Origin of the sequence: Micromonospora sp. WMMA1976 (assembly GCF_027497335.1) — a bacterium.
GTDB classification, from domain to species: domain Bacteria; phylum Actinomycetota; class Actinomycetes; order Mycobacteriales; family Micromonosporaceae; genus Micromonospora; species Micromonospora aurantiaca.
In genome coordinates this window covers 6,277,650-6,299,429 of record NZ_CP114912.1, presented here as the reverse complement: position 1 = coordinate 6,299,429, position 21,780 = coordinate 6,277,650, and the positions used below count along the sequence as shown (strand labels likewise).

General features: G+C 74.0%; 22 protein-coding genes. 10 read left to right on the top strand and 12 right to left on the bottom strand.

Features of this window, described 5'->3' with window-relative positions; all coding sequences use genetic code 11:
* Nucleotides 1-4: 4 nt before the first annotated feature.
* From O7546_RS29130 to O7546_RS29110, 5 genes are all read right to left on the bottom strand, one after another.
* Nucleotides 5-1,342, bottom strand: coding sequence for a biotin carboxylase N-terminal domain-containing protein (locus tag O7546_RS29130; RefSeq protein ID WP_269698178.1), 1,338 nt, complete (start codon nucleotides 1,340-1,342; stop codon nucleotides 5-7).
* A gap of 77 nt (nucleotides 1,343-1,419) precedes the next feature.
* Entirely contained in the window at nucleotides 1,420-2,034 is a 615-nt protein-coding gene (locus O7546_RS29125; RefSeq protein ID WP_135242640.1) for a TetR/AcrR family transcriptional regulator, read from the bottom strand.
* A 71-nt stretch (nucleotides 2,035-2,105) separates the two neighbouring features.
* Entirely contained in the window at nucleotides 2,106-4,949 is a 2,844-nt protein-coding gene (locus tag O7546_RS29120; RefSeq protein ID WP_281600268.1) for a hypothetical protein, read from the bottom strand.
* Nucleotides 4,942-6,735, bottom strand: coding sequence for an HSP90 family protein (locus O7546_RS29115; RefSeq protein WP_281600267.1), 1,794 nt, complete (start codon nucleotides 6,733-6,735; stop codon nucleotides 4,942-4,944). The genes O7546_RS29120 and O7546_RS29115 overlap by 8 nt, the downstream gene beginning before the upstream one ends.
* A 164-nt stretch (nucleotides 6,736-6,899) precedes the next feature.
* Nucleotides 6,900-8,039 carry an FAD-dependent monooxygenase gene (locus O7546_RS29110; RefSeq protein WP_281600266.1) on the bottom strand — a complete coding sequence of 380 codons (1,140 nt, stop codon included), beginning with the start codon at nucleotides 8,037-8,039 and terminating at the stop codon, nucleotides 6,900-6,902.
* Nucleotides 8,040-8,130: 91 nt separating this feature from the next.
* Here O7546_RS29110 and O7546_RS29105 point away from each other — a divergent pair, with 91 nt between their 5' ends.
* From O7546_RS29105 to O7546_RS29095, 3 genes are read left to right on the top strand one after another with little or no spacing between them, the layout of a single operon-like run.
* Nucleotides 8,131-8,730, top strand: coding sequence for a TetR family transcriptional regulator (locus O7546_RS29105; protein WP_194800249.1), 600 nt, complete (start codon nucleotides 8,131-8,133; stop codon nucleotides 8,728-8,730).
* Nucleotides 8,731-8,745: 15 nt separating this feature from the next.
* Nucleotides 8,746-9,276 carry a SigE family RNA polymerase sigma factor gene (locus O7546_RS29100; protein WP_194800250.1) on the top strand — a complete coding sequence of 177 codons (531 nt, stop codon included), beginning with the start codon at nucleotides 8,746-8,748 and terminating at the stop codon, nucleotides 9,274-9,276.
* Nucleotides 9,273-10,466, top strand: coding sequence for a hypothetical protein (locus O7546_RS29095; protein WP_194800251.1), 1,194 nt, complete (start codon nucleotides 9,273-9,275; stop codon nucleotides 10,464-10,466). The genes O7546_RS29100 and O7546_RS29095 overlap by 4 nt, the downstream gene beginning before the upstream one ends.
* A 55-nt stretch (nucleotides 10,467-10,521) precedes the next feature.
* Here the strand turns inward: O7546_RS29095 and O7546_RS29090 are convergent, their stop codons facing one another.
* From O7546_RS29090 to O7546_RS29080, 3 genes are read right to left on the bottom strand one after another with little or no spacing between them, the layout of a single operon-like run.
* Nucleotides 10,522-11,424, bottom strand: a complete 903-nt coding sequence (locus tag O7546_RS29090; RefSeq protein ID WP_194800252.1) for a sulfurtransferase — start codon at nucleotides 11,422-11,424, stop codon at nucleotides 10,522-10,524.
* A 40-nt stretch (nucleotides 11,425-11,464) separates the two neighbouring features.
* Nucleotides 11,465-11,911: a hypothetical protein gene (locus O7546_RS29085; RefSeq protein ID WP_194800253.1), complete on the bottom strand. Its 447-nt coding sequence runs from the start codon at nucleotides 11,909-11,911 to the stop codon at nucleotides 11,465-11,467.
* Between the two features lie 2 nt (nucleotides 11,912-11,913).
* A complete protein-coding gene (locus O7546_RS29080) occupies nucleotides 11,914-12,684 on the bottom strand; it encodes an SGNH/GDSL hydrolase family protein (protein ID WP_194800254.1) in 771 nt (256 codons plus the stop codon).
* A 253-nt stretch (nucleotides 12,685-12,937) separates the two neighbouring features.
* Here O7546_RS29080 and O7546_RS29075 point away from each other — a divergent pair, with 253 nt between their 5' ends.
* Nucleotides 12,938-14,401 carry a hypothetical protein gene (locus O7546_RS29075; protein ID WP_281600265.1) on the top strand — a complete coding sequence of 488 codons (1,464 nt, stop codon included), beginning with the start codon at nucleotides 12,938-12,940 and terminating at the stop codon, nucleotides 14,399-14,401.
* Nucleotides 14,402-14,419: 18 nt separating this feature from the next.
* A complete protein-coding gene (locus O7546_RS29070; RefSeq protein WP_281600264.1) occupies nucleotides 14,420-15,820 on the top strand; it encodes a PQQ-like beta-propeller repeat protein in 1,401 nt (466 codons plus the stop codon).
* Nucleotides 15,821-15,834: 14 nt separating this feature from the next.
* On the opposite strand, the gene O7546_RS29065 is transcribed toward O7546_RS29070, so the two are convergent.
* Together O7546_RS29065 and O7546_RS29060 are read right to left on the bottom strand one after the other, a co-directional pair.
* Nucleotides 15,835-16,350, bottom strand: a complete 516-nt coding sequence (locus O7546_RS29065; RefSeq protein WP_194800257.1) for a putative immunity protein — start codon at nucleotides 16,348-16,350, stop codon at nucleotides 15,835-15,837.
* Nucleotides 16,347-16,904 carry a putative immunity protein gene (locus tag O7546_RS29060; RefSeq protein ID WP_194800258.1) on the bottom strand — a complete coding sequence of 186 codons (558 nt, stop codon included), beginning with the start codon at nucleotides 16,902-16,904 and terminating at the stop codon, nucleotides 16,347-16,349. Before O7546_RS29060 ends, O7546_RS29065 begins: the two co-directional genes overlap by 4 nt.
* Before the next feature lie 32 nt (nucleotides 16,905-16,936).
* Here O7546_RS29060 and O7546_RS30800 point away from each other — a divergent pair, with 32 nt between their 5' ends.
* On the top strand, nucleotides 16,937-17,071 hold the full coding sequence (locus tag O7546_RS30800; protein WP_194800259.1) for a DUF397 domain-containing protein: 135 nt from the start codon (nucleotides 16,937-16,939) through the stop codon (nucleotides 17,069-17,071).
* On the opposite strand, the gene O7546_RS29055 is transcribed toward O7546_RS30800, so the two are convergent.
* Complete coding sequence (locus O7546_RS29055) at nucleotides 17,046-17,819, bottom strand: class I SAM-dependent methyltransferase (protein ID WP_281600263.1); 774 nt, start codon at nucleotides 17,817-17,819, stop codon at nucleotides 17,046-17,048. The two genes, O7546_RS30800 and O7546_RS29055, sit on opposite strands and share 26 nt — an antisense overlap.
* Complete coding sequence (locus O7546_RS29050; RefSeq protein ID WP_194800261.1) at nucleotides 17,816-18,193, bottom strand: VOC family protein; 378 nt, start codon at nucleotides 18,191-18,193, stop codon at nucleotides 17,816-17,818. Before O7546_RS29050 ends, O7546_RS29055 begins: the two co-directional genes overlap by 4 nt.
* A 173-nt stretch (nucleotides 18,194-18,366) precedes the next feature.
* Between O7546_RS29050 and O7546_RS29045 the strand changes: the two genes are divergently transcribed.
* From O7546_RS29045 to O7546_RS29030, 4 genes are all read left to right on the top strand, one after another.
* The gene (locus O7546_RS29045; protein WP_269697889.1) at nucleotides 18,367-20,136 is read left to right on the top strand and encodes a proline--tRNA ligase; all 1,770 of its coding nucleotides are present in this window, start codon (nucleotides 18,367-18,369) and stop codon (nucleotides 20,134-20,136) included.
* Nucleotides 20,137-20,190: 54 nt separating this feature from the next.
* On the top strand, nucleotides 20,191-20,610 hold the full coding sequence (locus tag O7546_RS29040; RefSeq protein ID WP_194800263.1) for a CBS domain-containing protein: 420 nt from the start codon (nucleotides 20,191-20,193) through the stop codon (nucleotides 20,608-20,610).
* 81 nt (nucleotides 20,611-20,691) lie between these two features.
* The gene (locus tag O7546_RS29035) at nucleotides 20,692-21,117 is read left to right on the top strand and encodes a SufE family protein (RefSeq protein ID WP_013283255.1); all 426 of its coding nucleotides are present in this window, start codon (nucleotides 20,692-20,694) and stop codon (nucleotides 21,115-21,117) included.
* A 20-nt stretch (nucleotides 21,118-21,137) separates the two neighbouring features.
* Nucleotides 21,138-21,770, top strand: coding sequence for a DsbA family oxidoreductase (locus tag O7546_RS29030; protein ID WP_013283254.1), 633 nt, complete (start codon nucleotides 21,138-21,140; stop codon nucleotides 21,768-21,770).
* The last annotated feature ends 10 nt before the right edge of the window (nucleotides 21,771-21,780 follow it).

Below are 21,780 nucleotides of genomic sequence, written 5' to 3'. Positions count from 1 at the left end.
AAGGTCAGCGCATCCGGGAGACGATGCCGGTGTCGTAGTCGCCGGAGAGGAACTCCGGGTTCTCCAGCAGCTCGGCGAAGAACGGCAGGTTGCACTTCGGGCCGACGATCTCGAACTGGGCGACCGCCGCCCGCGCCCGCTCGACCGCCTCCTCGCGGGTGTCGCCGGTGAGGATCAGCTTGGCCATCAGGCTGTCGTAGAACGGCGTGACGGTGTTGCCGGCGACGTAGCCGGAGTCGACCCGCACGCCGGTGCCGGACGGCTCGTTCCAGGTGGCGATCGCGCCCGGGCCGGGCATGAAGCGCTTCGGGTCCTCGGCGTTGATCCGCAGCTCGATGGCGTGACCGCGCGGGGTGAGCGCGTCCGGGTCGAACGTCGGCGCCAGGCCGGACGCCACCCGCAACTGCTCCTCGACCAGGTCGACGCCGTAGACGTACTCGGTGACCGGGTGCTCGACCTGCAGCCGCGTGTTCATCTCCAGGAAGAAGAACTCCTGCGTCGAAGGATCGAGCAAGCACTCGACGGTGCCCGCGTTGCGGTAGTTGACCGCCTCGCCGGCCCGTACCGCCGCGGCCAGGAACCGCTCGCGCAGCTCGGGCGACACCGCCGGGGACGGCGACTCCTCGACCAGCTTCTGGTTGCGCCGCTGCACCGAGCACTCCCGCTCGCCGAGCGCCACCACCCGGCCGTCGGCCAGGCCGAGGATCTGCACCTCGACGTGGCGCACCCGGGGGAAGTACCGCTCGATCAGCACCGACCCGTCGCCGAACATCCGCTCGGCGAACGCGCGGACCTTGTCGTACTCGGTGCGCAGCGCCGCCTCGTCGGCGGCCACGCCCATGCCCATGCCGCCACCACCGGCGGCGGCCTTGACCATCACCGGGTAGCCGATCTCCGCGGCGGCGGCGACCGCAGCGTCCAGGTCGCTCGCCGGTTCGGTGGTGCCGGGCGCGACCGGCACGCCGGCCGCCGCCATCAGGTTCCGGGCGTTGATCTTGTCGCCCATCGCGCTGATCGCATCGGCGCCGGGCCCGACCCAGATCAGGCCGGCCCCTTCGACGGTACGGGCGAAGTCCGCGTTCTCGGACAGGAAGCCGTAGCCGGGGTGGATCGCCTCCGCGCCGGTGCTGCGGGCGGCGTCGAGGATCGCCTCGACGTTCCGGTAGCTCTGGGCCGGGTTCGCCGGGCCCACGCAGACCGCCTCGTCGGCCTCGGTCACGAACGGCAGCGCGGCGTCGGCCTCCGAGTGCACCGCGATCGTCCGGATCCCGAGCCGCCTACCGGTGCGAATGATCCGCCGCGCGATCTCCCCCCGATTCGCGACCAACAACGATTCGATCATCTTCTGCACGGACGTGACCCCTTCTCGACGCAAAGCCGGGGTCTCTTCTTAACACGCGTTAAGGTACGCGCGGCGTGTCAGGTCGGGTCGGTGGGCGCGAGCAGGGCCGCGAGGGTCGCGCCGCGCAGCAGTTCGGCACGGCGCCGGCGGTCCACCTCGCCGCCGAGGAACGGCGTCGAGTTCATCAGGCCGAACGCCGCGTGGGCGAGCACCCGGGCCGCGCCGTCGGGCAGGCCGGGATGCAGCGCGGTCAGCACGGTGACCCATTCCTCGACGTACATCCGCTGGAGCCGGCGGATCCGGCGGCGCGGCTCGTCCGGGAGGCGGTCCAGTTCGTGCAGGTGCAACGCGATCACCGCCGGGTTGGCGAGCGCGAAGTCGACGTGGAAGTCGATCAGCGACTCCAGCGCCGCACGCGGGTCACCCGGATGGCCGGCGGCGCGGTCCCGCCCGCCCGCGAGCAACCCCTCGCTCACCGGGATCAATGCGGCGGCGAGCATCGCCTCCTTGCCGGCGAAGTGGTGGTAGAGCGCCGGACCGGTGACACCGGCCGCCGCGCCGATGTCGTCCATCGACACACCGTGGTAGCCGCGCGCCGCGAAGAGGCCGACCGCGATCTCCAGGATCTCGTCCCGCCGGGACCGGCGCCGGGCCGCACCCGCCGCACCCCGTGCCTGCTGTTCCACCGCCACCGGACCAGCCTAGACCTCGCGTTCGAGCTGGGGCAGCCGCGGTTACCCAACGGTTGCCCCAGCCCGTCGTGTCAGTTCTCCTCGATGCCGTGGTCGGCGCGCACCTTCGCCGCCTCGGCCTCCCGGCCCTGCTCGTCGAGCGCGCGGGCCAGCAGCCAGGCGGCCTGCGTGGCCGGGCGGGAACCGGTGGGCAGCCCGGCGAGGACCGGGCGCAGCAGCCCTTCGGCCTGCTCCGGCCGCCCGTCGCGCAGCAGCAGCTCGCCGGTCAGCACCTCGACCTGCGCCGCCTCGCCGAACGCCTCGATCGACCGCAGGCGCTCCGGGACGCCGTCGACCCGGTCCAGCGCGGCGGTCAGCCGGTCCTCGCCGATCAGCACCCGGGCCACCGCGTCGGCGGCCATCGCCCGCTCGTACGTCACCACCGGCGCCTCGTCTGCTTCGGCCGGGAGCACGGCCGCCGCCTCGTCCACCCGCTCGATCGCGGCGACCGCGGCCGGCAGGTCGCCGGACCAGTGCAGGGCGAGCAGTTCCCGCCGCCGGGCCCGCAGCTCGTCCACCTGGAAACCGGCCAGCCGCCAGGCGGTCGCCGCCGCCGCGAACCGCTGCGCGGCGAGGGCGTCCCGGTCGGCGTCGTAGAGCAGGCCACCGGACTCCTCCAGCACCTGCGCCCGGTGCGGGAGATTGTCCGGCCCGTCCAGGTTCTCGGCCAGCGTGTCGAGCACCGTGAGGGCCAGATCCGTCTCGCCGAGACCGGCGTAGATGCCCGCCAGCATGTGCCGGCAGCGGTCCGCCTCGGCCTGCGCGCCCGCCCGGTCGAGCCCGAGCACCGCCTCCTCGGCCACCTCGGCGGCCTCGGCCAGCCGCCCGGCCACCCGGTACGCCTCGGCCAGCTCCCAGCGCAGCAGCGCGTCGCCGTCCAGCCCCTGTTCGACGCAGAGGGTGACCGCCTCGGCCAGATCCTCCACCGCCTCGCCGGCCCGGTCGGCGGCCATCAGCGCCCGGCCCCGGGTCACCCGCAGCGGCAGGTACGCGCCGGCCGGTGCGACGGACAGCGCCTCGTCGCAGGCGGCCACCGCCTCGGCCGGGTCGTCGGTGGAGCGGGCGTACGCCAGGCAGGCGCCGGTGAGCATCTCGGCGTCGCCCAGCTCACTCGCCAGCCGGCGGGACCGCACCGCCGCGTCCCGGAACTCCTCGGCCCGCTCCAACTGCTCCAGCACGTGCGTGCGGTGCAGCGCGACCCGTCCGGCCAGCCACGGATCGGCGTCCGCCTCCGCCTCGGCCCGGTCGAGCGCGTCGAGCGCCTCCGCCCACTCCTCGCGGTGCACGTGGGCCAGGGCGAGCCGGTCCCAACCGGCGGCCCGGTCACGCGGCTGACCGTGCTCGGTCAGGTATCCGGCCGACTCGCGGGCCAGGGTCATCCCCTCGTCCGCGCTCTCCTCGACCATGCTGAGCAGCACACCGAGCCGCCCGGCCACCACCTGGGCGCGCAGCGGATCCGGCACCTCCCGCCAGGCGGCCAGCGCCTCCCGGTTGACAGCGATCGCCGCCGGTACGCCGTCGTCGTCCTGGGACAGCTCACCGGCCCGCAGCTCCAGCCGCCAGGCCCGGGTGGTCGCCGGCACGTCGGCGTCACCGAACCGCTCGTCGTACGCGCGCAACGCGGCGACCAGGCCGTCCCGGCGGTTGGTGCGCCAGCACTCCTCGGCCAGCGCGAGCAGCTCGTCGGCACCGGCGTCGGCGGGCACCGTCACCGGCTGCGGAGAGGCCACCGGCGCGTCCGAGCCGGTACGCGGCGCGGGCACCGCCGGGCGGCGCAGGCTCGCCGACAGCGGCAGGTGCTCACCGACCGGCCCGGCCGCCAGCTTGCGGGCGATCAACCCGGACTGGTGCGTGGTGCCGTTGCGCGCGTCGAAGCGCTCGGCCAGCGCGGTCGCCGTACCGGCCAGCTCGTCGGCGAGCGCGCCCACCGGTACGTCGGCGGCCGGCCGCTCGCCGGAGGCGCGGCGGTGCACGGTCAGCTCGGCCGGCACCTGGCGCAGCGCCGCCGAGGCGGCGGCCGCGAAGTGCATCGCGGCAGCAGGGGTGGGTGCCCGGTCCAGCCAGTCCAGGTGCCGCTCGACCAATTCCAGCGCCCGCGCCTCGTTGCCGGTCACGGTGCAGAACTCGACGTGGTCGGCGATGTCCCACAGGTCGGCCAGGTTGCCGCGCACCCGCCGGTACGCCTCCCGGTGCGCGTCCCGCGCCGCGTCGGTACGGCCGGTCTCACGGTAGGGCGTGAGCAGCGCGGTGAGGATCCCCTGCGGCTGCTCGCTACAGGTGAGGCGCCCGGCGAGCACCGGCTCGGCGAGTGCCACCGCCTCCTCGTGCCGGCCGTGCCGCACCAGGTGCGCGACCTGCGTGGTCGGGTCGCAGCCGGCGCAGTCGGAGAGCGTGTCGCGCGGGGTGGTCATCCACTTGCGGTACCACTGCTCGGCCGCCTCCTCGTCGCCCAGGTGCGCGGCCACCAGGTAGCGGTGCTTGTAGACGGCCTGGAGCGAGTGCCCGGAGTCGCGGTAGCGCCGTTCCATGTCGTCGAGGACCGCGTACGTCCGGTCCAGCGGCAGCTCCGGGAACTTCACCATCGCGTTGACCATGTACTTGAAGAACCAGAGCAACTGGTGTGTGTAGCGCTGGTGGTAGGGCTGCGGATCCTTGTCGTACTCGGCCAGGCACCAGGAGAACGTGACGAAGGACTTCGCCGGTTCGCCGCCGTAGACGTACGCGGTGGTGCCGGTGACCCGGGCGGCGAAGGCGAGGTGCCTGTCGTCGCCCGCGTCGGCGCGGCGCAGCAGTTGTTCCAGCGCGGCGATCTGCCCCGGGCCGTACGGCATGGATTCGATCTCGTGGTGCATCCGCCAGAGGTCGTCGTCAGTCACGGGTCTCTCCCGGTACGGCCCGGCCGAGCAGGCCGAGGAAGGAACTGTTCAGCAGTGCGGCGTCGGCCGCCCGGATCGGGTGGTGCCCGAGCAGCAGGGCCTGCCCGTAGAGCGCCTCGACGGCCAGCCCGACCAGCTCCGGGTCGGCGAGCGTGGTGACCCGGCGGACCAGCGGGTTGCGGTGGTTGAGCACGAGTTGCGGGCGGTCCGGCGGGGCGGAGGCGGCGAGCGCGTCGAGCACGCCGCCCCACAGCTCGTCGGCCTTGTCCCGGCTGGCGGCGAGCTGGTCGTGGAACGCGGCCGACCGGGACACCAGGTAGAGCGCCGGCAGCGAGACCGGATCGTACGCGCGGATCACGACCTCGCAGCCGAGCCGTTCCAGGGCCCGCTGCGCGGCGGTGAGGAACGGCCGCAGGGCCAGCTCGGTCGCCGGGTCGAGGATCTCGAACCGGGTGGTCAGGTCGCTCGGCTCCAGCCGCTCGATCAGCACCGAGCGGTCCACTGCGGGCAGTCGCTCGATCAGCTCGGTGTCGTACGTGTAGCCGCCGTTGACGACTGCCAGTTCCTGCGCGGCGGCGACGGCGGCGAGCTGGCGGAACTCGTCCAGGCTGGCGGCGTACCGGAGCACGCCGTGCCGCTGCCGGAACTCGGCGAGCGTCATCGTGCCGACGTTGGTGTCCATCGGCCACCACTGGTCGACCAGGCGCAGCATCTCGTCGTCGTGCATCGCGAGCGCCTTGACGCCGAGGTGGTGCACCTGGAGGAACTCGCCGAGCCGGCGCGGGTCGTGCTTGGCGAGCCGGACCAGCCAGCCGCGGATCTGGTCGCCGAGCGCGTCCCGGACGGAGGTGAGAAGCCCGTCCTCGTAGAGCGCCTCGCGGCTGGCGGTGGGGCGCAGCTCACTGGCGTCGACCACGCAGTGGGCGAAGAAGGCCCACTCGGGCAGCAGCCCGTCGGCGTGCTCGCTGAGCAGCATCCGCTTGAGGTAGACCCGGTGCCCGGCCCGGGCCGCCGGGTTCACCGCGGCGGGCAGGATGAACGCGACGCCGGTCAGGCCGGCCTCGGGCACGGACAGCGGCACCACGTCGAACGGGGCGAATCCGAGCAGTTCCTGCGCGTACCGCTGGAGGGCGGCCCGGTCGACGGGCGCCCCGGGCGTGGTCGGCCACGGCGGCGGGCCGGACGTGGTCGGCGTGTCACCGACCCGGACGTCGACCGGCAGCAGGCTGCCGTACAGGCGAGCCAGTTCGGTGACTGTGGGTACGCCGAGCCACTGGTCGGCGTCGCGCCGGGGCACCAGCGTGACTGTGGTGCCGGGCTCGTCGCGGGCCTGGTCCGGCTCGGCGAGCCGGACCGCGTACCGCCCGTCGGACCAGCCCGTCCAGAGCACTGTGGGCTCGTCGGTGTGCCGGGTGACCACCCGGATCTCGTCCGCGACCAGGAAGCAGGAGAGCAGGCCGATGCCGAACTGGCCGAGGAACTCGTGCCGGGAGAAGCCCAGCTCGTCGCGCTTGGAGCTGCGGCCGATGGTGGCGAGCAGCTCGTGCACCTGCGCCTCGGTCAGGCCGATGCCGGTGTCGTGTACGCGGAGCGTCCCGTCGCCGGTCAGCTCCGGCGGTTCGATGCGGACCCGCGCCGGGGCCTTCGGGTCGGCGGACCGCCGCGCGGTGATCGCGTCGACGGCGTTCTGGAGCAGCTCGCGCACGTAGACCCGCGGGCTGCCGTAGAGGTGATGGCTGAGCAGGTCGACCACGCCACGGAGGTCCACCTGGAAGGTGCGGTCCAATCGCGCTCCCGGTTCGGATTTTCGGCGCTCACCGTACCGGTCAGCGCCGACAGTGTCCGTCCCGTTCCATCCCTCCCCCTTCCGCCCACCTCCCCGCCGATCTTGCACCTTCCGCCCGGGCGAACGCGCACAAAGTGGACCCGCCGAGGGCCGCAACTGCAAGATCAGCGGGGTGGTGGTTCGAAGCCCGCGAGGCGGGTGGCGATGCGGTGCCGGGCCGGGGGGAGGGTGGAGACGAGGCGGAGCAGCACGTTGCGCAGGGGGCGCGCGAAAGGTGGGGCGGCGGCCAGGCGGGTCAGGCCGGCGGCGAAGCCGAGCACCTCCTCGGCGCGGGGGCGGCGGTCGGCCGCGTACCGGTCGAGGGCCTGCCCTCCGGCGGCGAGCGCGTCGCCGAGGGCGACCGCGTCCCGCAGGCCGAGGTTCATCCCCTGCCCGCCGGCCGGGCTGTGCACGTGCGCGGCGTCCCCGGCGAGCAGCACCGGCCCGCGACGGTAGGTGCTCGCGATCCGGTGGTGGATCCGGAACCGGGAGGACCACGCCATGCCGGTGACCCGGTCCGGCCGGCGCGCCGGGCCGCGCTCGTCGAGCAGCGCCTGGAAGTGGTGCGCCTGCGGGTCGCGCGGTGCGTCGTCCACTGTGGCGACCAGCCGGACCGTGCCGTCGGGCAGTGGCGCCCAGACCAGCGGGCCCCGGCGGGAGAGGAAGAGGCTCACCTGGTCGCGCGGGAGCGCGCTGTCCACGCGGACGTCGGCGAGCAGGAACGACTCACCGGGGTCGGCCGGGCCGCCGAAACCGATGCCGGCGAGTTCGCGGACCCGGCTGTGCATCCCGTCCGCGCCGACGACCCAGCGCGCCCGGACCGCGCGGCCGCCGTCGAAGCGCGCGACGGCGCCGTCGCCGTCGAGGTCCAGGCCGGTCATCTCGTACGGCCGCAGCACGCGCCCGCCGAGCGCGGTGAGCCGGTCGGTGAGCACCGCCTCGGTGTCGGCCTGGGAGATCAGCAGCGCGTACGGATAACGCGACGGCAACCTGTCGAAGGGGACGGTGACCAGCACCCGGTCCCGGTCGCGGACGCTGAACCGGGCCGAGTGCAGCCCTCGCGCGGCCAGCGGCGCGGCGACCCCGATCCGGTCCAGCACCTCCAGGGTGCCGGCGTGCACGACCGCGGCGCGTGAGGTGACGGGCGGCTCGGCGAGCCGGTCGACGACTGTCGCGGTCACCCCGTGCCGGGCGAGCGTGACCGCCACCGCCAGGCCGGTCGGCCCGGCTCCCACCACGAGGACGTCGGTGCGTTCGGGCAGCATCGCTTCCACCTCCGGGTTCGGTCAACAACTGTTTGCCAACACGTGTTGACTTCACTGTAGAGCCGATGTCAACACGTGTTGGCCTACAGTCGTGGACGTGACCGAACCCGCCACCCGCACCCGCCGCTCGGACGCCACCCGGGCGGCCATCCTGCGCGCCGCCCGGGAACGCTTCGCCGCCGACGGCTACGACCGGGCCACCATCCGGGCCATCGCCGCCGACGCCCGCATCGACCCGTCGATGGTGATGCGCTACTACGGCAGCAAGGAGGGGCTGTTCGCGGCGGCGGCCGAGTTCGACCTGCGCCTGCCCGACCTGGCCGAGGTGCCGCCGGACCGGCTCGGCGAGACACTGACCCGGCACTTCGTCCGCCGCTGGGAGGCGGACGGGACACTCGTCGCCCTGCTCCGGGCCGCCGCCACCAACCCCGGCGCGGCCGAACGGATGCGCGGGATCTTCGCCGGCCAGCTCGCCACCGCGGTGGCCCGGTCCGGTGCCGACCCGGCGACCGCCGACCGCCGGGCCGGTCTGGTGGCCAGCCAGATCCTCGGTCTCGCGCTCACCCGGTACGTCGTCCGGCTGCCACCGGTGGCAGACCTCGACCCCGAGGAACTGGCCGACTGGGTCGGCCCGACGATTCAGCGCTACCTGACCCAACCTTTGCCCCCGTCCCGCGCGTCTGGCCGGTGACGGAGGAGGAGCCGGATGGGGCGGAACGCGGACGACGGGCGGGCGGACTACCTCGCCTTCGTCGAGTCGCACCAGCACCGGCTGCTGCGCGCCGCGTACCTGATCTGCGGGAACCGCCACCAGGCCGAGGACCTGCTCCAGGACGCGCTGCTCAAGCTGGCGCTGCGCTGGCCGTCGGTGCGCGACGGCGACCCGGCCGCGTACGTGCGCGCCATCCTCTACCGCGACGCCGTCTCCTGGTGGCGACGGCGGCGACGCGAGTGGCTCAGTGCGTACCCACCGGACCGGCCGGGCAGTGACGCCGACGCCGCGCTGCGGCTCACCGTGCGCGCGGCGCTGGACCGGCTGCCACCACGCCAGCGGGCCGTGGTGGTCCTGCGCTACTTCGAGGACCTGACCGAGGTCGCCACCGCCGAGGCGCTCGGCGTCACCGTCGGCACCGTCAAGAGCCAGTGCCACGACGCGCTGCGCAAGCTGCGCGATGTCGTACCCGCCCCCGGCACGTCCGGAGACGGCCTGGTGACCGGGATGGAGGCGAACCCGTGAACGAACCCGAGCTGACCCGGCTGCTGACCCGGGCCGCCGAGGAGATCCGCCCGACCCGGCCGGCCGAGGCCGGATGGGACCGGGCCGGGCGGGTCCGCCGCGCCCGCCGGGCCGCCGGTGCAGCAGCCGTCGCCGTGCTCCTGCTCGGCGGCGGTACGACGGCACTGCTGCACCGCTCCGGCCCGCCCCCTGCGGCACCGCCCCGCCCGACTGTGACGTCGGCGCCGAGCGCCCCGGTGGTGCAGCGGCCCCCGGACCGGCTCGGACAGGCGGGCGACCCGCTGGGCCGGCTCGGCGACCGGGTCGCCTACCGCCTCTCCGACCGGCCGGTGAGCCGGGCGCTGGCGCTGTACCAGCCGGTCGACCCGGAGACCGGCGACGCCGGCCCGGTCCGGGTGCTGGGTGACGACGGTATGGTCCGCGAACTCGACGTGGTGACGCTCGCGCCCACCCGCGACGCCGAGGGCAACGAGGCCACTCCGCTCAAGCCGGGCAGCCTGTCGCCGGACGGCCGGACCGCCGCGTTCGCGCAGACCGGTGAGGTCGTCGTGGTCGGCCTGACCGACGGCGCGGTCCGCCGCTATCCGCTCACCGGCCACCTGGAACACGTGGTCTGGGCCGGGGACCGGCTGCTGGTCGGGGACAACGACACCACGTACGAGCTGGACCGGCGCACCGGGGAGACGCGGAAGCTCCCGGTCGACCCGTGGACGCTCGTCGTGCCCGAGCCGGCCCGGCCCGGTGATCTGTTCACAGTGGGCGGCTGGTCCGGGGACGGCGGTCTGGCCGTACGCCGGTTCCCCGCCTCCGGTGGCGCGCCGGAGCGACGGCCGGTGACCACCGGGGAGCTTCCCTCCGGTTACCAGCTGAACGAGGTCTACGGGCGGGGCTGGCAGCGCGGCGACCGGATCGGCCAGGCCGGGTGGACCACCACCGCAGGTGCCGCCGGCACGATGAGCGGCGCCGAGGGCGTGGCGGTCCTGGACGCCCGCACCGGGGCGGTGACCCGCCTGCTCGACCTGGGACGCGAGGGCCGGGCCAAGGGGTGCTGCGAGGTGTACGCCTGGACCACCGACGGTGACCTGCTGTTCCGCTACGACGCCGGGCTGGCCCGGTGGCGTCCGGAGACCGGCGCCGTCGACTGGGTGGCGAGCAACGTCCCCGGCCGGCTGTCGATAGCCGCCCGCTGACCGGCCTGGAACGCGGCCGGCCCCGCCGCGGTGACGGCGGGACCGGCCGGGACGTTCAGCGGGTCAGGCCGCCGGGCTGGTCGCCCTTCACGACGGGCGCCCGGACCAGGTTGCCCCACTCGGTCCACGAGCCGTCGTAGTTGCGCACCTGCGGGAACCCGAGCAGGTGGTGGAGCACGAACCAGGTGTGGCTGGACCGCTCACCGATCCGGCAGTACGCCACCACGTCGTCGGACGGGCTCAGCCCGAGCTGGTCGGCGTAGATGGCGCGCAGTTCGTCGGCGGACTTGAACGTGCCGTCGTCGTTCGCGGCGGACTTCCACGGCTTGCTCACCGCGCCCGGGATGTGCCCGCCGCGCAGCGCGCCCTCCTGCGGGTAGTCCGGCATGTGCAGCATCTCGCCGGTGTACTCGCCGGGCGACCGCACGTCCACCAGCGGACGGCCGGCCGCCACGTGCGCCATGACCTGCTCCCGGTACGCCCGGATCGGCGCGTCGTTGCGCTCCGGCACCGGGTACGAGGCGCGGGGCCGGCTCACCTTGTCCCGGGTCAGCTCGCGCCCCTCGGCGATCCACTTCTGCCGGCCGCCGTCGAGCAGCCGTACGTCCTGGTGACCGAAGAGGGAGAAGACCCAGAGGGCGTACGCGGCCCACCAGTTGAAGTTGTCGCCGTAGAAGACGACCGTGTCGTCCCGCCCGATGCCCTTTGCGGCGCACAGCTCGGCGAAGCTCGCGGCGTCCAGGTAGTCGCGGGTGACCTGGTCGTTGAGTTCGGTGTGCCAGTCGACCTTGACGGCGCCGGGGATGTGGCCGGTGTCGTAGAGGAGCACGTCCTCGTCGGACTCGACCACCACGAGCCCTTCGTCGCCCAGGTGCTCGGCCAGCCACTCGGTGGTGACCAGGCGCTGCGGGTCGGCGTACGACTGGAGGCGGGGATGCGGATCGCTCGGCACAGGCATGATCCCCAAGGTACGCCGGATCCGCGGAGCGCGGTGCCGGTCAGGCGCGGCGGTGCACCAGGCGGCCGGCGACCACAGTCGCCAGGCAGGACCCGTCCGCGTCGAACACGGCGAGGTCGGCGCGCCCGCCGGTCACGAGCGCGGGCGGCCGGGCAGCGGGCAGCACCGACACCTCGTTGCGGGCCGCGGCAGCCCGCAACGCCGGATCGGTGACATGTTCGTCGAGCACGGCGGCCACACCGAGCCGGAACAGCGCGTGCACCCGCTCGCGGGGCGTGGGCGCCGCTGGTAGCGGTCCGTCGTGCACCAGCGCCGGCCCGAGCGTGCCGGCCCACCGCCGCACCCGCACCCGGGGGTACGCGCCGGACAGCTCGGCCGTGGGCACGATCGCCTCGACCCGGTCACCGGCGATCACGACGGCGAGCCCGGCGCGGGGTGGGTCGCCGGGTGTCAGCCGCAGCAGGTCGGCGGCGTGGACGGTACGCACGCTCAGTCGCGCTCGACCGGCCCGAGCACCGGCCGTTTCGCAGTGATGAAGTCGCCGGAGGACCGCCCGGTCAGCCGGCGCCTGATCCACGGCGCCAGGTGCTTGCCGGCCCAGCGCAGGTCGGCGGCGCGCGCGGCGAGCCACGGGCTGGGCGCCGGGTGCGGCGGCACCAGCAGCCACTCCTCGTCGCAGCCGACGCCGAGCGCGGTGAGCACCTGCGCGGCGACCCGGCGGTGCCCCTCCGCCGACAGGTGGATCCGGTCGGTGCTCCAGAGCAGCGGGTTGAGGTAGGTGTCGTCGGCGTACAGGTCGACCAGGATCGCGCCGTGCCGCTCGGCCACCTCGCCGACGACCCGGTTGAGCAGCGTCACGCGCGGGGCCATCAGCCGCTGGCCGGGCAGCCGGGACATCACGTCGGCGAACCGGAACAGGATCACGTCGCTGCCGCCGGACCGCAGCCGCTGCACGACCGCGTCGAAGCGGGGGACGAACGCGTCCGGGTCGAAGCTGCGGCGCAGCACGTCGTTGCCACCGGCCGCGAAGCTGATCAGGTCGGGCTTCATGGCCAGCGCGGACGGCACCTGCTCGGCCACCACGTTGGGGAACAGCCGGCCGCGGATGGCCAGGTTGGCGTAACCGAAGTCGGGCCCGGCCTCGGCGGCGAGGCGGGTGGCGACCAGATCGGCCCAGCCCCGGTAGCTGCCGTCCGGATACGCGTCGTCCATGCCCTCGGTGAAGCTGTCGCCCACCGCCACGTAGCTGCGCCAGCGCACGGCGCCTCCCTCAGACGTCCCGGCAGAAGTGCGTCGCACAGTCTGTCACCGCGCGGGCCGGTCCCGCTGGCCCTGAACCCCGGACGTGGCGGATGTCTCGACGTCCTGTTCACGACAGCCACCCGAGGGGACAAATCCACCGGACACGACCGGCGGGGCAGAATCCGTCGCCCGGACCGGGGATGATGTCTGCCGTCATCCGGCCGGGCGAACCGTCCGGCCGGTCCCGCACCCGGCACGAGCGAGGAACCACATGACGCAGGGGCACCCACCGCCCGGCCACGCCGACCCCCGGTACGGCGTGTCGCCGCCCGCGCAGCCGGTGCCGTGGGCGCCGCCGCCCCCGGCGCCGAAGTCCCGCCGTGGGCTCTGGATCGGGCTCGCGGCGGGTGCACTCGCGCTGGCGGTCTGCGCCGGCACGGCGGTCGGCGTCGGGCTGGGCCTGCGCGGCAACGACGAGGACGCCCCCGCGCCGAAGGCGGCAGCCGGCGCGAACGGCGTCACCGTCACGAACGCCGAGTTGGCCGGACTGCTCGACCGGCACAGCAAGGCGCTCGCGGCCAAGGATCTGGACGGCTACCTGGCCGCGTTCGATCCGGCCCGCAAGGATCTGATCGCCGGGCAGACCCAGCTCTTCCGCAACCTCATGAAGTTGCCGCTGTCGGTGGCCCGCTACGAGACGGTCGAGCAGCAGGGCCGCGTGAGCGACGCCTTCGGGCAGGGCGTCACGTTCCAGCTCGACGTCTCGTTCGTGCACCAGTTGGACGGCTTCGACCGGGCCCCGGTCTCCGAGTGGTACCGGTGGACGATCGTCCGCGCCGGCAAGGACGCGCCGATCCGGGTCGTCGCTGTGACCGGAGCGCCGGCCGGTGGCAACGGCGACTCGAAGACCGTCTACTACCCCGGGCCGTGGGACAAGTGGCGGGACATCCACGTCGAGCGGACCCCGTACGCCCTGATCATCACCGACGCGGCCCGGGGCGACCTGGCGAGGCGGTACGCCCCGGCCGTCGACAAGGCGGTGACGAGCAACCTGGCCGTGTGGCGGGCCAACGCGCCGCCCGAGCCGATGACGGACAAGTTCGTCGTCACGCTCGCCGACGGCAAGGACGAGATGACCTCGCTCTACCGAATCGGCACCGAGAAGGCCACCGAGGCGGGCATCTCGCTGGGCATGGTCGCGGCCGAGCGGAAGGACGGCAAGGCCACGATCGGCGGCACCCGCATCGTGGTGGACACCACCGATCGCTACTTCACCCGCTCCGGTGGCGACAACGACGCCCGCATGGTGTTGCGTCACGAGATCGCGCACTCCCTGATGACACCCCGCACCGACCTGACCGCTGTGGACGAGTTCAGCAAGCTCGACGAGTGGGTGGTCGAGGGCTTCGCCGAGTACGTCGCCTTCCACGGCCGCCCGCTCGGTGCCAGCGAACGCACCGCGCAGGCCCGGAAGCTGGTCCGCGACGGGTGGAACGGCACGCTGCCCGGCAACGGCGACTGGGACGACCCCGGCCGGCTGAGCTTCCACTACTGGCTCGGGCACGCCGCGATGAACCACCTCGCCGAGAAGCACGGTGAGCCGAAACTGTTCCGCTTCGTCGAGGCCGTCTACGCGGGCACCCCGACCGACCGCGCCGCCCGGGACGTGCTGGGCGTGTCGCTCGACGAGTTCCAGGCCGGCTGGGCCGACTACGTCCGCGCGCAGGCGCGCTGACGGGAACGGAGACGACCGATGACGTACCAGCATCAGCACCAGCAGCCGCCCGCGTACCCACCGGCGGGCCGGCCGGGTGCGGCCGGTGCGCCGCCGGTGGCGCCGAAGCGGCGCGGACGCGTGGCGTTGCTCGTCGCCGGTGGCCTGGTGGCGGTGCTCGCGGTCGCGGCCGGCACCGCCTACGGCGTGTCCCGGCTGGTCGGCGGCGGTGACGACGGGAAGAAGCTGCGCACCGCGTGGGTGCTCGACTTCCCGGAACTCCAGCGCAACGGGCTGAAGACGTACGACGGGCAGGACATGTTCGGCGCCTGGCTGATCGGCGACGCGGTGGTGCGGGCGCAGCCGGACGGCGTCATCGCCTACCGGCTCGGCGACGGCGGCCAGGCGTGGGGCGTGCCCGCGCCGCAGGCGTCCTCGCTGTGCGCGGCCGCGCAGACGCTCGCCGAGGGGCGGGGCGTGGTGGCGCTCGGTTCCGCCGACTCGTGCGACACGCTCGTCGGGTTCGACGCTGCCGGGGGCACGCAGACGTGGCGGGCGACGTTCCCCGTCGAACGCCGGACGGGCCGCTCCGAGATCGTCGCCCCGGACCTGTCGGTGACCGCCGGGCAGGTGGTCGTCCGCAGTGGCGAGAGCGTGCTCGGCTACGCGCTGGCCGACGGCAAGCGGCTGTGGCAGACCGACGCGGACCGCCTGCTGCCCGGCCGGGACTGCCGTCTGACCCAGGCGCAGGCCGCCGGGGACCAGGCGGTGGTCACCGCGCGTTGCGACGGCGACCAAGGCGCGCTGCTCGGCCTGGACCCGGCCACCGGCAAGCCGCGCTGGAAGCAGGACCTGCCCGCCGCGCAGCAGAGCGACGGGGTGCTCAGCGTCGACCCGCTGGTCAGCCGGCCCGGTCTGGTCACCGAGACGTTCGTCGCGCGCGACGCCACCGGCAGGGCGCGGGCCACGTTCGGCAACCCCGTCGACGGTACGGGGTTCAGCGACCTGCCGGTCAACCGTTCCAACACGGTGAGCGGGCCGGAGGTCCGGCCGTACCTGGCCGACGCGGACACGCTGTACCTGCCCACCGAGTCCGCTCCGGTCGGCGACAAGATGCGCCAGGCCAACCAGGTGGTGGCGATCGACCTGACCACCGGGAAGCGGCGTTGGGTGTCGTCCGGGCACACCGACAGCGAGGTGGAACTCGTGCGCCTCGACGAGCAGGGCGTGCTGGCGTGGGAGGTGGGCGACCGGCGTGACCTCGCCCCGCGGCTGGTCCGGATCGACGCGGCCACCGGGAAGGTGAGCGTGGTGGCCGAGGCACCGCTGTCGGCCGGCACCGAGGGCAGCGACGCGAAGGTGCTGGAACGCGACGGCACCGTGGTGCTGGTGCCGTGGAAGCAGGTCACGGCGGACGCGGCGATCACCGTGCTGCGCTGACCGGCGCAGCGGCGTCAGCAGTCGAAGACCGACCAGCAGATGTCGTTGCGCAGCCGCTGGTCGTCCAGGACCAGCTCGCGGATCTCGGCCGGGAGCTGGTCGCGCTGCCACCGGCACTCGGCCCGCCCGGCCGCCTCGGCGAGACCGGCGGGCGCCGCCGCGCGTACCGCCTTGATCGCGTACGCGGCGGCGCCGAGTTCGTGGGCGGCCACGTGGGCCACGACGGCGGCCTGACCGGCGGCGTACGCGGCGTCGCGGGCCGCGCCGCGCAGGTCCCGGGCCGCGCCCATGGCGTGCCCACCCGCCGCACGCGCCTCCATCATCCTGACCTCGCCCCGCACCCAGGCGCGGGCGTGCTCGATCGCCTCGCGTGGGCGGCTGTCGTCCGGCCGGACCGCCTCGAACAGGCCGAGGACGTGCTCCGCGCAGGTGGCGGCCCAGAGCGCCAGCAGGTGGTGGTGCTCGTCGGTGAGCGTGCCGCCCCGGCGGATCGTGGTGAACCGGGGATCGCGGACCTTCGGCAGGATCACGACGCGGCCTCCGGCCCGGCGGCGCCCTGGCGCAGGTCGTGGTCCAGTTTGCTCATCAGCCGGGCGACCCGGCTGCCACCGCCGGTCAGCTGCGGATAGCGGCGCAGCACGTCGACGAGCACGGGGGTGGCGAGGCGCCGGTACCCGTCCAGCGCCGCCGTGCCCACGGTCTCGTCGCCGCCGGCCTCCAGTTCGGCGACACGCGCGGCGTTGGCGGCGGCCCGCAGGATGTGGCCGACCTGGGTGGCCTTCGCGATCGGGTGCAGGTACGCGGCCGCCGCGGCGTCACCGGCGGCCCGGGCGGCCAGGCGGGCGGCCTCGGTGGGCGCGGACCGGGCGGCCCGGTGCGCGTCGAGGGACGTGACCCGCTGGAGTCTCGTCCGGGCGGCACCGCGCGCGAACGTCCAGGCCGCGTCGACAGCCGCGCGGGGACGCGGGTCATCGGGGACCGCCCGCTCGTAGACCGGGAGGACGTCCTCCGCGTGGCGGACCGCGTACCGCGCCACCTCGCGCAACTCGTCCATCGTCAGGTCGAAGTCCCCGGGCGCAGTCATGTCGCGGGCATCGTATCGGTGATGGTGACCTCGTGGAGCTGACCGGAGCGATCTGGCCGGGGTGGTCGGGTGCGGGACAGCAGGACCCGGCCGGGCCGGTGCTCACCTTCACACCCGACGCCTGGCGGGCCTTCGTCCGGGTCAGCGGGAGCCGCGCGTCGCGCTGATCAGCACCGTGTGCTTGCGTACCCGAAAGGCGCCCTCGGCGTCGATGCGGGCCTCGATCGCGGCGCGGGCCGCCGCCTCCTGTGCGGCGGTGAGCGGCCCGATCATGCTGGCGACGTACGCAAGGATCGGCTCGGCGGCGGGCACCACCAGCTCGTCCGGGTAGCGCTCGACCGTCACGTCGTCGAAGTGGGCGGCGACCCGTGCGGGTGTCGCCTCGGCGGTGACGTCGTTCTTGTCGTGGAACCGGACGGCCAGGTCGGAACACCCGATCACCGGGCCGAGCGCGTTCAGCTCGGCCATGTGGTCGCGGCCGTTCACCGCGACGGTGAGCCGGCCGCCGGGGCGTAGCACCCGGGCGAACCCGCGCAGCGCGGCATCCGGGTCGTCCAGGTGGTAGAGCATGCTGTTGGCGATCACCGCGTCGGCTACGCCGGCACCGAACGGCAGGTGCGTGGCGTCGCAGCGCAGCACCCGCGCGCCGGGCACCTCGCGCAGTCGCGCGCACATGGCGGGCGAGAAGTCGGTGAGGGTCAGCCGGGGTCGGTGGCCGACCCGGTGCCACAGCTCGCCCGTGCCGGCCCCGACCTCCAGCACGTCCCCGGCCAGTGGCAGCCGCTCGCCCAGCCAGGCGAACCAGCTCTGCGGATTGGTGCCGTACGCGTGCAGCGCCATGCGGGCGATCAGGTTGCCGGTCGTCGTCGCGTACTGGCTGGTCGCCCGAGCCGCCGCGCTGGCGCCGCCGGTCATGAGAGGTAGAAGCAGAACGGGTGACCGTCCGGGTCGAGGAGCACCCGGACGTCGTCCTGCGGCTGGAAGTCGGGCAGCGTCGCGCCCACGGACACCGCGTACGCCACGGCTGCCTCCAGGTCGCCGACCTTGATGTCCAGGTGGACAGACATCTGCTGGTCGCCGGGACCGGCCGGCCATACCGGCCGCACGTAGGCCGGCTCGTCCTGGAAGGCCAGCCAGTGGCCACCCTCCGGCGGGGCGAGGAGGACCCAATCGGCTTCCTTCTCGCGCCGGGTCCAGCCGAGCAGCCGCTCGTAGAACGCGGCCAGGTCCTCTGCGGACGGCGCGTCCAGCACCGTTGTCGTCAGCTTCATCAGCGGTCGCTCAGCCATGCCGCATTCCTACCCGGCACCCGCGACATTTACCGGCCCGTCCGCACCATCTCGGCGGGGTGGCGGCATCGACACCAGTCGGATGCCGCCACCCCGCCGAGCCGGCGACGATCGGTCCGCGCGGACACCGAAAGGGGTCGCCCGGCCCTCCGCTCGCACCATAGGCTGCGCCAATGCTGCTGCGCATGTCGACCCTGCTGCTCCGGACCCTGCGCGAGGACCCGGCCGACGCGGAGGTGCCGAGCCACCGGCTGCTGCTGCGCGCCGGCTACGTCCGCCGGGCCGCGCCGGGCGGCTACACCTGGCTGCCGCTGGGCAAGCTCGTGCTGGACCGGATCACCGCGATCGTGCGGGACGAGATGACCGCGATCGGCGACCAGGAGGTGCACTTCCCGGCGCTGCTCCCGGCCGAGCCGTACCGGACCAGCGGGCGGTGGACCGAGTACGGGGACGACATCTTCACGCTCGCCGACCGCAAGGGCGCCGACCACCTGCTCGCGCCGACCCACGAGGAGTTGGCCGCGCTGCTGGTGAAGGACCTGTTCACCTCGTACCGGGACTTCCCGGTGACGCTGTTCCAGATCCAGACCAAGTTCCGCGACGAGGCCCGCCCCCGGGCCGGTCTGCTGCGCGGGCGCGAGTTCCTGATGAAGGACGCCTACTCGTTCGACCTGGACGAGGCCGGGCTCCAGGCGGCGTACGACCGGCACCGGGCCGCCTACGAACGCGTCTTCACCCGGCTCGGCCTGGACTTCACCACTGTCCACGCGATGTCCGGCGCGATGGGTGGGTCCGCGTCGGAGGAGTTCCTGGCCGCCACGCCGGTCGGCGAGGACACGTTCGTCGGCTGCACCGCCTGCGCCTACGCGGCGAACACCGAGGCGGTGGTGACCCGCCCCCCGGCCGCCGGTGACCCCGACGCGCATCCGCCCGCCGAGGTGCACGACACCCCGGAGACGCCGACCATCGCCGCCCTGGTCGAGCTGGCCGAGGCCCGGAAGCTGGGCGGGCGCACCGGCTGGACCGCCGCCGACACGCTGAAGAACGTGGTCCTCACCGTCCGCCGGCCCGGCGCCGAACAGGGCGAGCCGCTGGTGATCGGCCTGCCCGGCGACCGCGAGGTGGACCTCAAGCGGGTCGAGGCGGTGCTCGCCCCGGCCACGGTGGCGGTCTTCGAGGACTGGGACGCCCACCCCGAGCTGGTCCGCGGCTACATCGGGCCGCAGATCCTCGCCAAGCACGGCATCCGCTACCTGGTCGACCCCCGCGTGGTGCCCGGCACCGCCTGGCTGACCGGCGCGAACGAGCCGGGCCGGCACGCCACCGACGTGGTGTGCGGGCGCGACTTCGTACCGGACGGCACGATCGAGGCGGCCGAGGTGCGGCCCGGGGACCCCTGCCCGGCCTGCGCCGACGGTGAGCTGACCATCCGGCGTGGCATCGAGGTCGGGCACATCTTCCAGCTCGGACGCCGGTACACCGACGCGTTCGCGGTCGACGTGCTCGGCCCCCAGGGCAAGCCGGTCCGGCCCACGATGGGCTGCTACGGAATCGGCGTTTCCCGGGCGGTCGCCGCAGTGGCCGAGCAGCACCACGACGACCGAGGGCTGGTCTGGCCCGCGGCGGTCGCGCCGTGCGACGTACACCTGATCGCCGCCGGGAAGGGGCCGCAGCTCGACGCGGCGCTCGACCTCGGCGGGCGCCTCGCCGCCGCCGGCCTGCGGGTGCTTGTCGACGACCGCACGCACGTGTCCGCCGGGGTGAAGTTCACCGATGCCGAGCTGATCGGCATCCCGCGCGCCGTCGTGGTCGGCCGCCGCCTGGCCGACGGGTACGTGGAACTGCGCGACCGGGCCACCGGCGAGCGCACCGAACTGCCGGTGGAGGCCATCGTGGAGCGCCTGCGGGACGAGGTGGGCGCGACGCGCCGCGACGGGGTGTAGCGATCGCGCCACCGGGTACCGCAGACGGATCGACCGAAGCGTTCGGAGGCTCTCATGTTCCGCGTCAGTGACGTCATGACCAGACAGGTGGTCTACCTCCCGGCGGAGACCCCGTTGGACGAGGCGGCCCGGGTGATGAAGGAGTCGGACATCGGCGACGTCGTGGTGACCGACGGCGCCACGCTCGCCGGCATGCTGACCGACCGCGACATCGTGGTCCGGGCGGTGGCCGAGCGCGCCGACCCCGGCACCACCACGATCGGTTCGATCATCACCCGCGAGGTGGTGATGATCGAGCAGCACTGCACGGCGAACGAGGCGGCGGCGCTGATGCGCGAACGCAACATCCGCCGGGTGCTCGTGTGCGACAACGAGCGCAAGCTCGTCGGCATCGTCTCCCTCGGTGACCTCGCCATGCAGCTCGACCCCCAGTCGGCGCTCAGCGACATCAGCGAGGCCGCACCGAACGTGTGACGGGCGGGCCCCGCTCGCGTGACGCGGGGCCCCGCCCGGCACCGCCGGGTGGTGGAGCTCGGCGACGGATAGCCTCGACCCATGCCCGAGATGCCGACCAAGCTGGCCGAGATCGTCGACGAGTTCGCCGCCGCGCCCCGCGACGTCGTCCTGGAGATGCTGCTGGAGTTCGCCGACGTGATCCCGCCCCTGCCCGAAGGCGTGAACCGGGAGGAGCTGGAGCAGGTCCCCGAGTGCCAGACCGCGTTCTTCCTGCGCGCCGAGGTGAACGCGGACAAGACCGTGAGCACCGTCTTCGACTGCCCGCCGGAGGCGCCCACCACCCGGGCGTTCGCCGGCATCCTCGCCGAAGGGCTGGCCGGGGCGAGCGCCGAGGAGGTGCTCGCCGTACCGGACGACCTCTACCAGCGGATGGGCCTGGCGCAGGCGATCAGCCCACTGCGCGTACGCGGCGGCACCGCCATCCTGGCCCGGCTCAAGCGCCAGGTCCGGGAACAGATCTCCTGACCCGCGGGTTGTCGCTGGTCATGGACATCGAGATCTACGCCGACGTGGTCTGCCCCTGGTGCTGGATCGGCAAGCGCCGGCTGGAACAGGCTCTGGAGTCGTACGACGGCGAGGTGAACGTCCGGTTCCGGCCGTTCCAGCTGGACCCGACGCCGGTCACCGAGCCGAAGCCGCTGCTGGAGGCGCTCGGCGACAAGTTCGGCGGGCGGGACAAGGCCGAGGGCATGGCCGCGCACGTCACCGGCGTCGCCGCGGGCGCGGGCCTCGACCTGCGGTTCGACCGGGCGGTGGCCGCGAACACGTTCGACGCGCACCGCCTGGTGCGCTTCGCCACCGAGCACGGGCGCTCCGCCGAGATGGTCGAGCGGCTCTACCGGGCGCACTTCCACGACGGCGTCGACGTCGGCTCGATCGACGCGCTCGTCACGCTGGCCGGCGAGGCCGGACTGGACGAGACCGAGGCGCGGCAGTACCTGGAGTCGAACCTGGGCCGCCGGGAGGTCGCCGCCGACCTGAGCACCGCGCACCAGCTCGGCGTCTCCAGCGTGCCGACGTTCGTGCTGGCCGGGAAGTACGCGGTCACCGGCGCCCAGGAGCCGGAGACGCTGCTCGCCGCGCTGCGCGAGGTGGCGCAGCGCGAAGCGGCAGCCTGATGTTTCACGT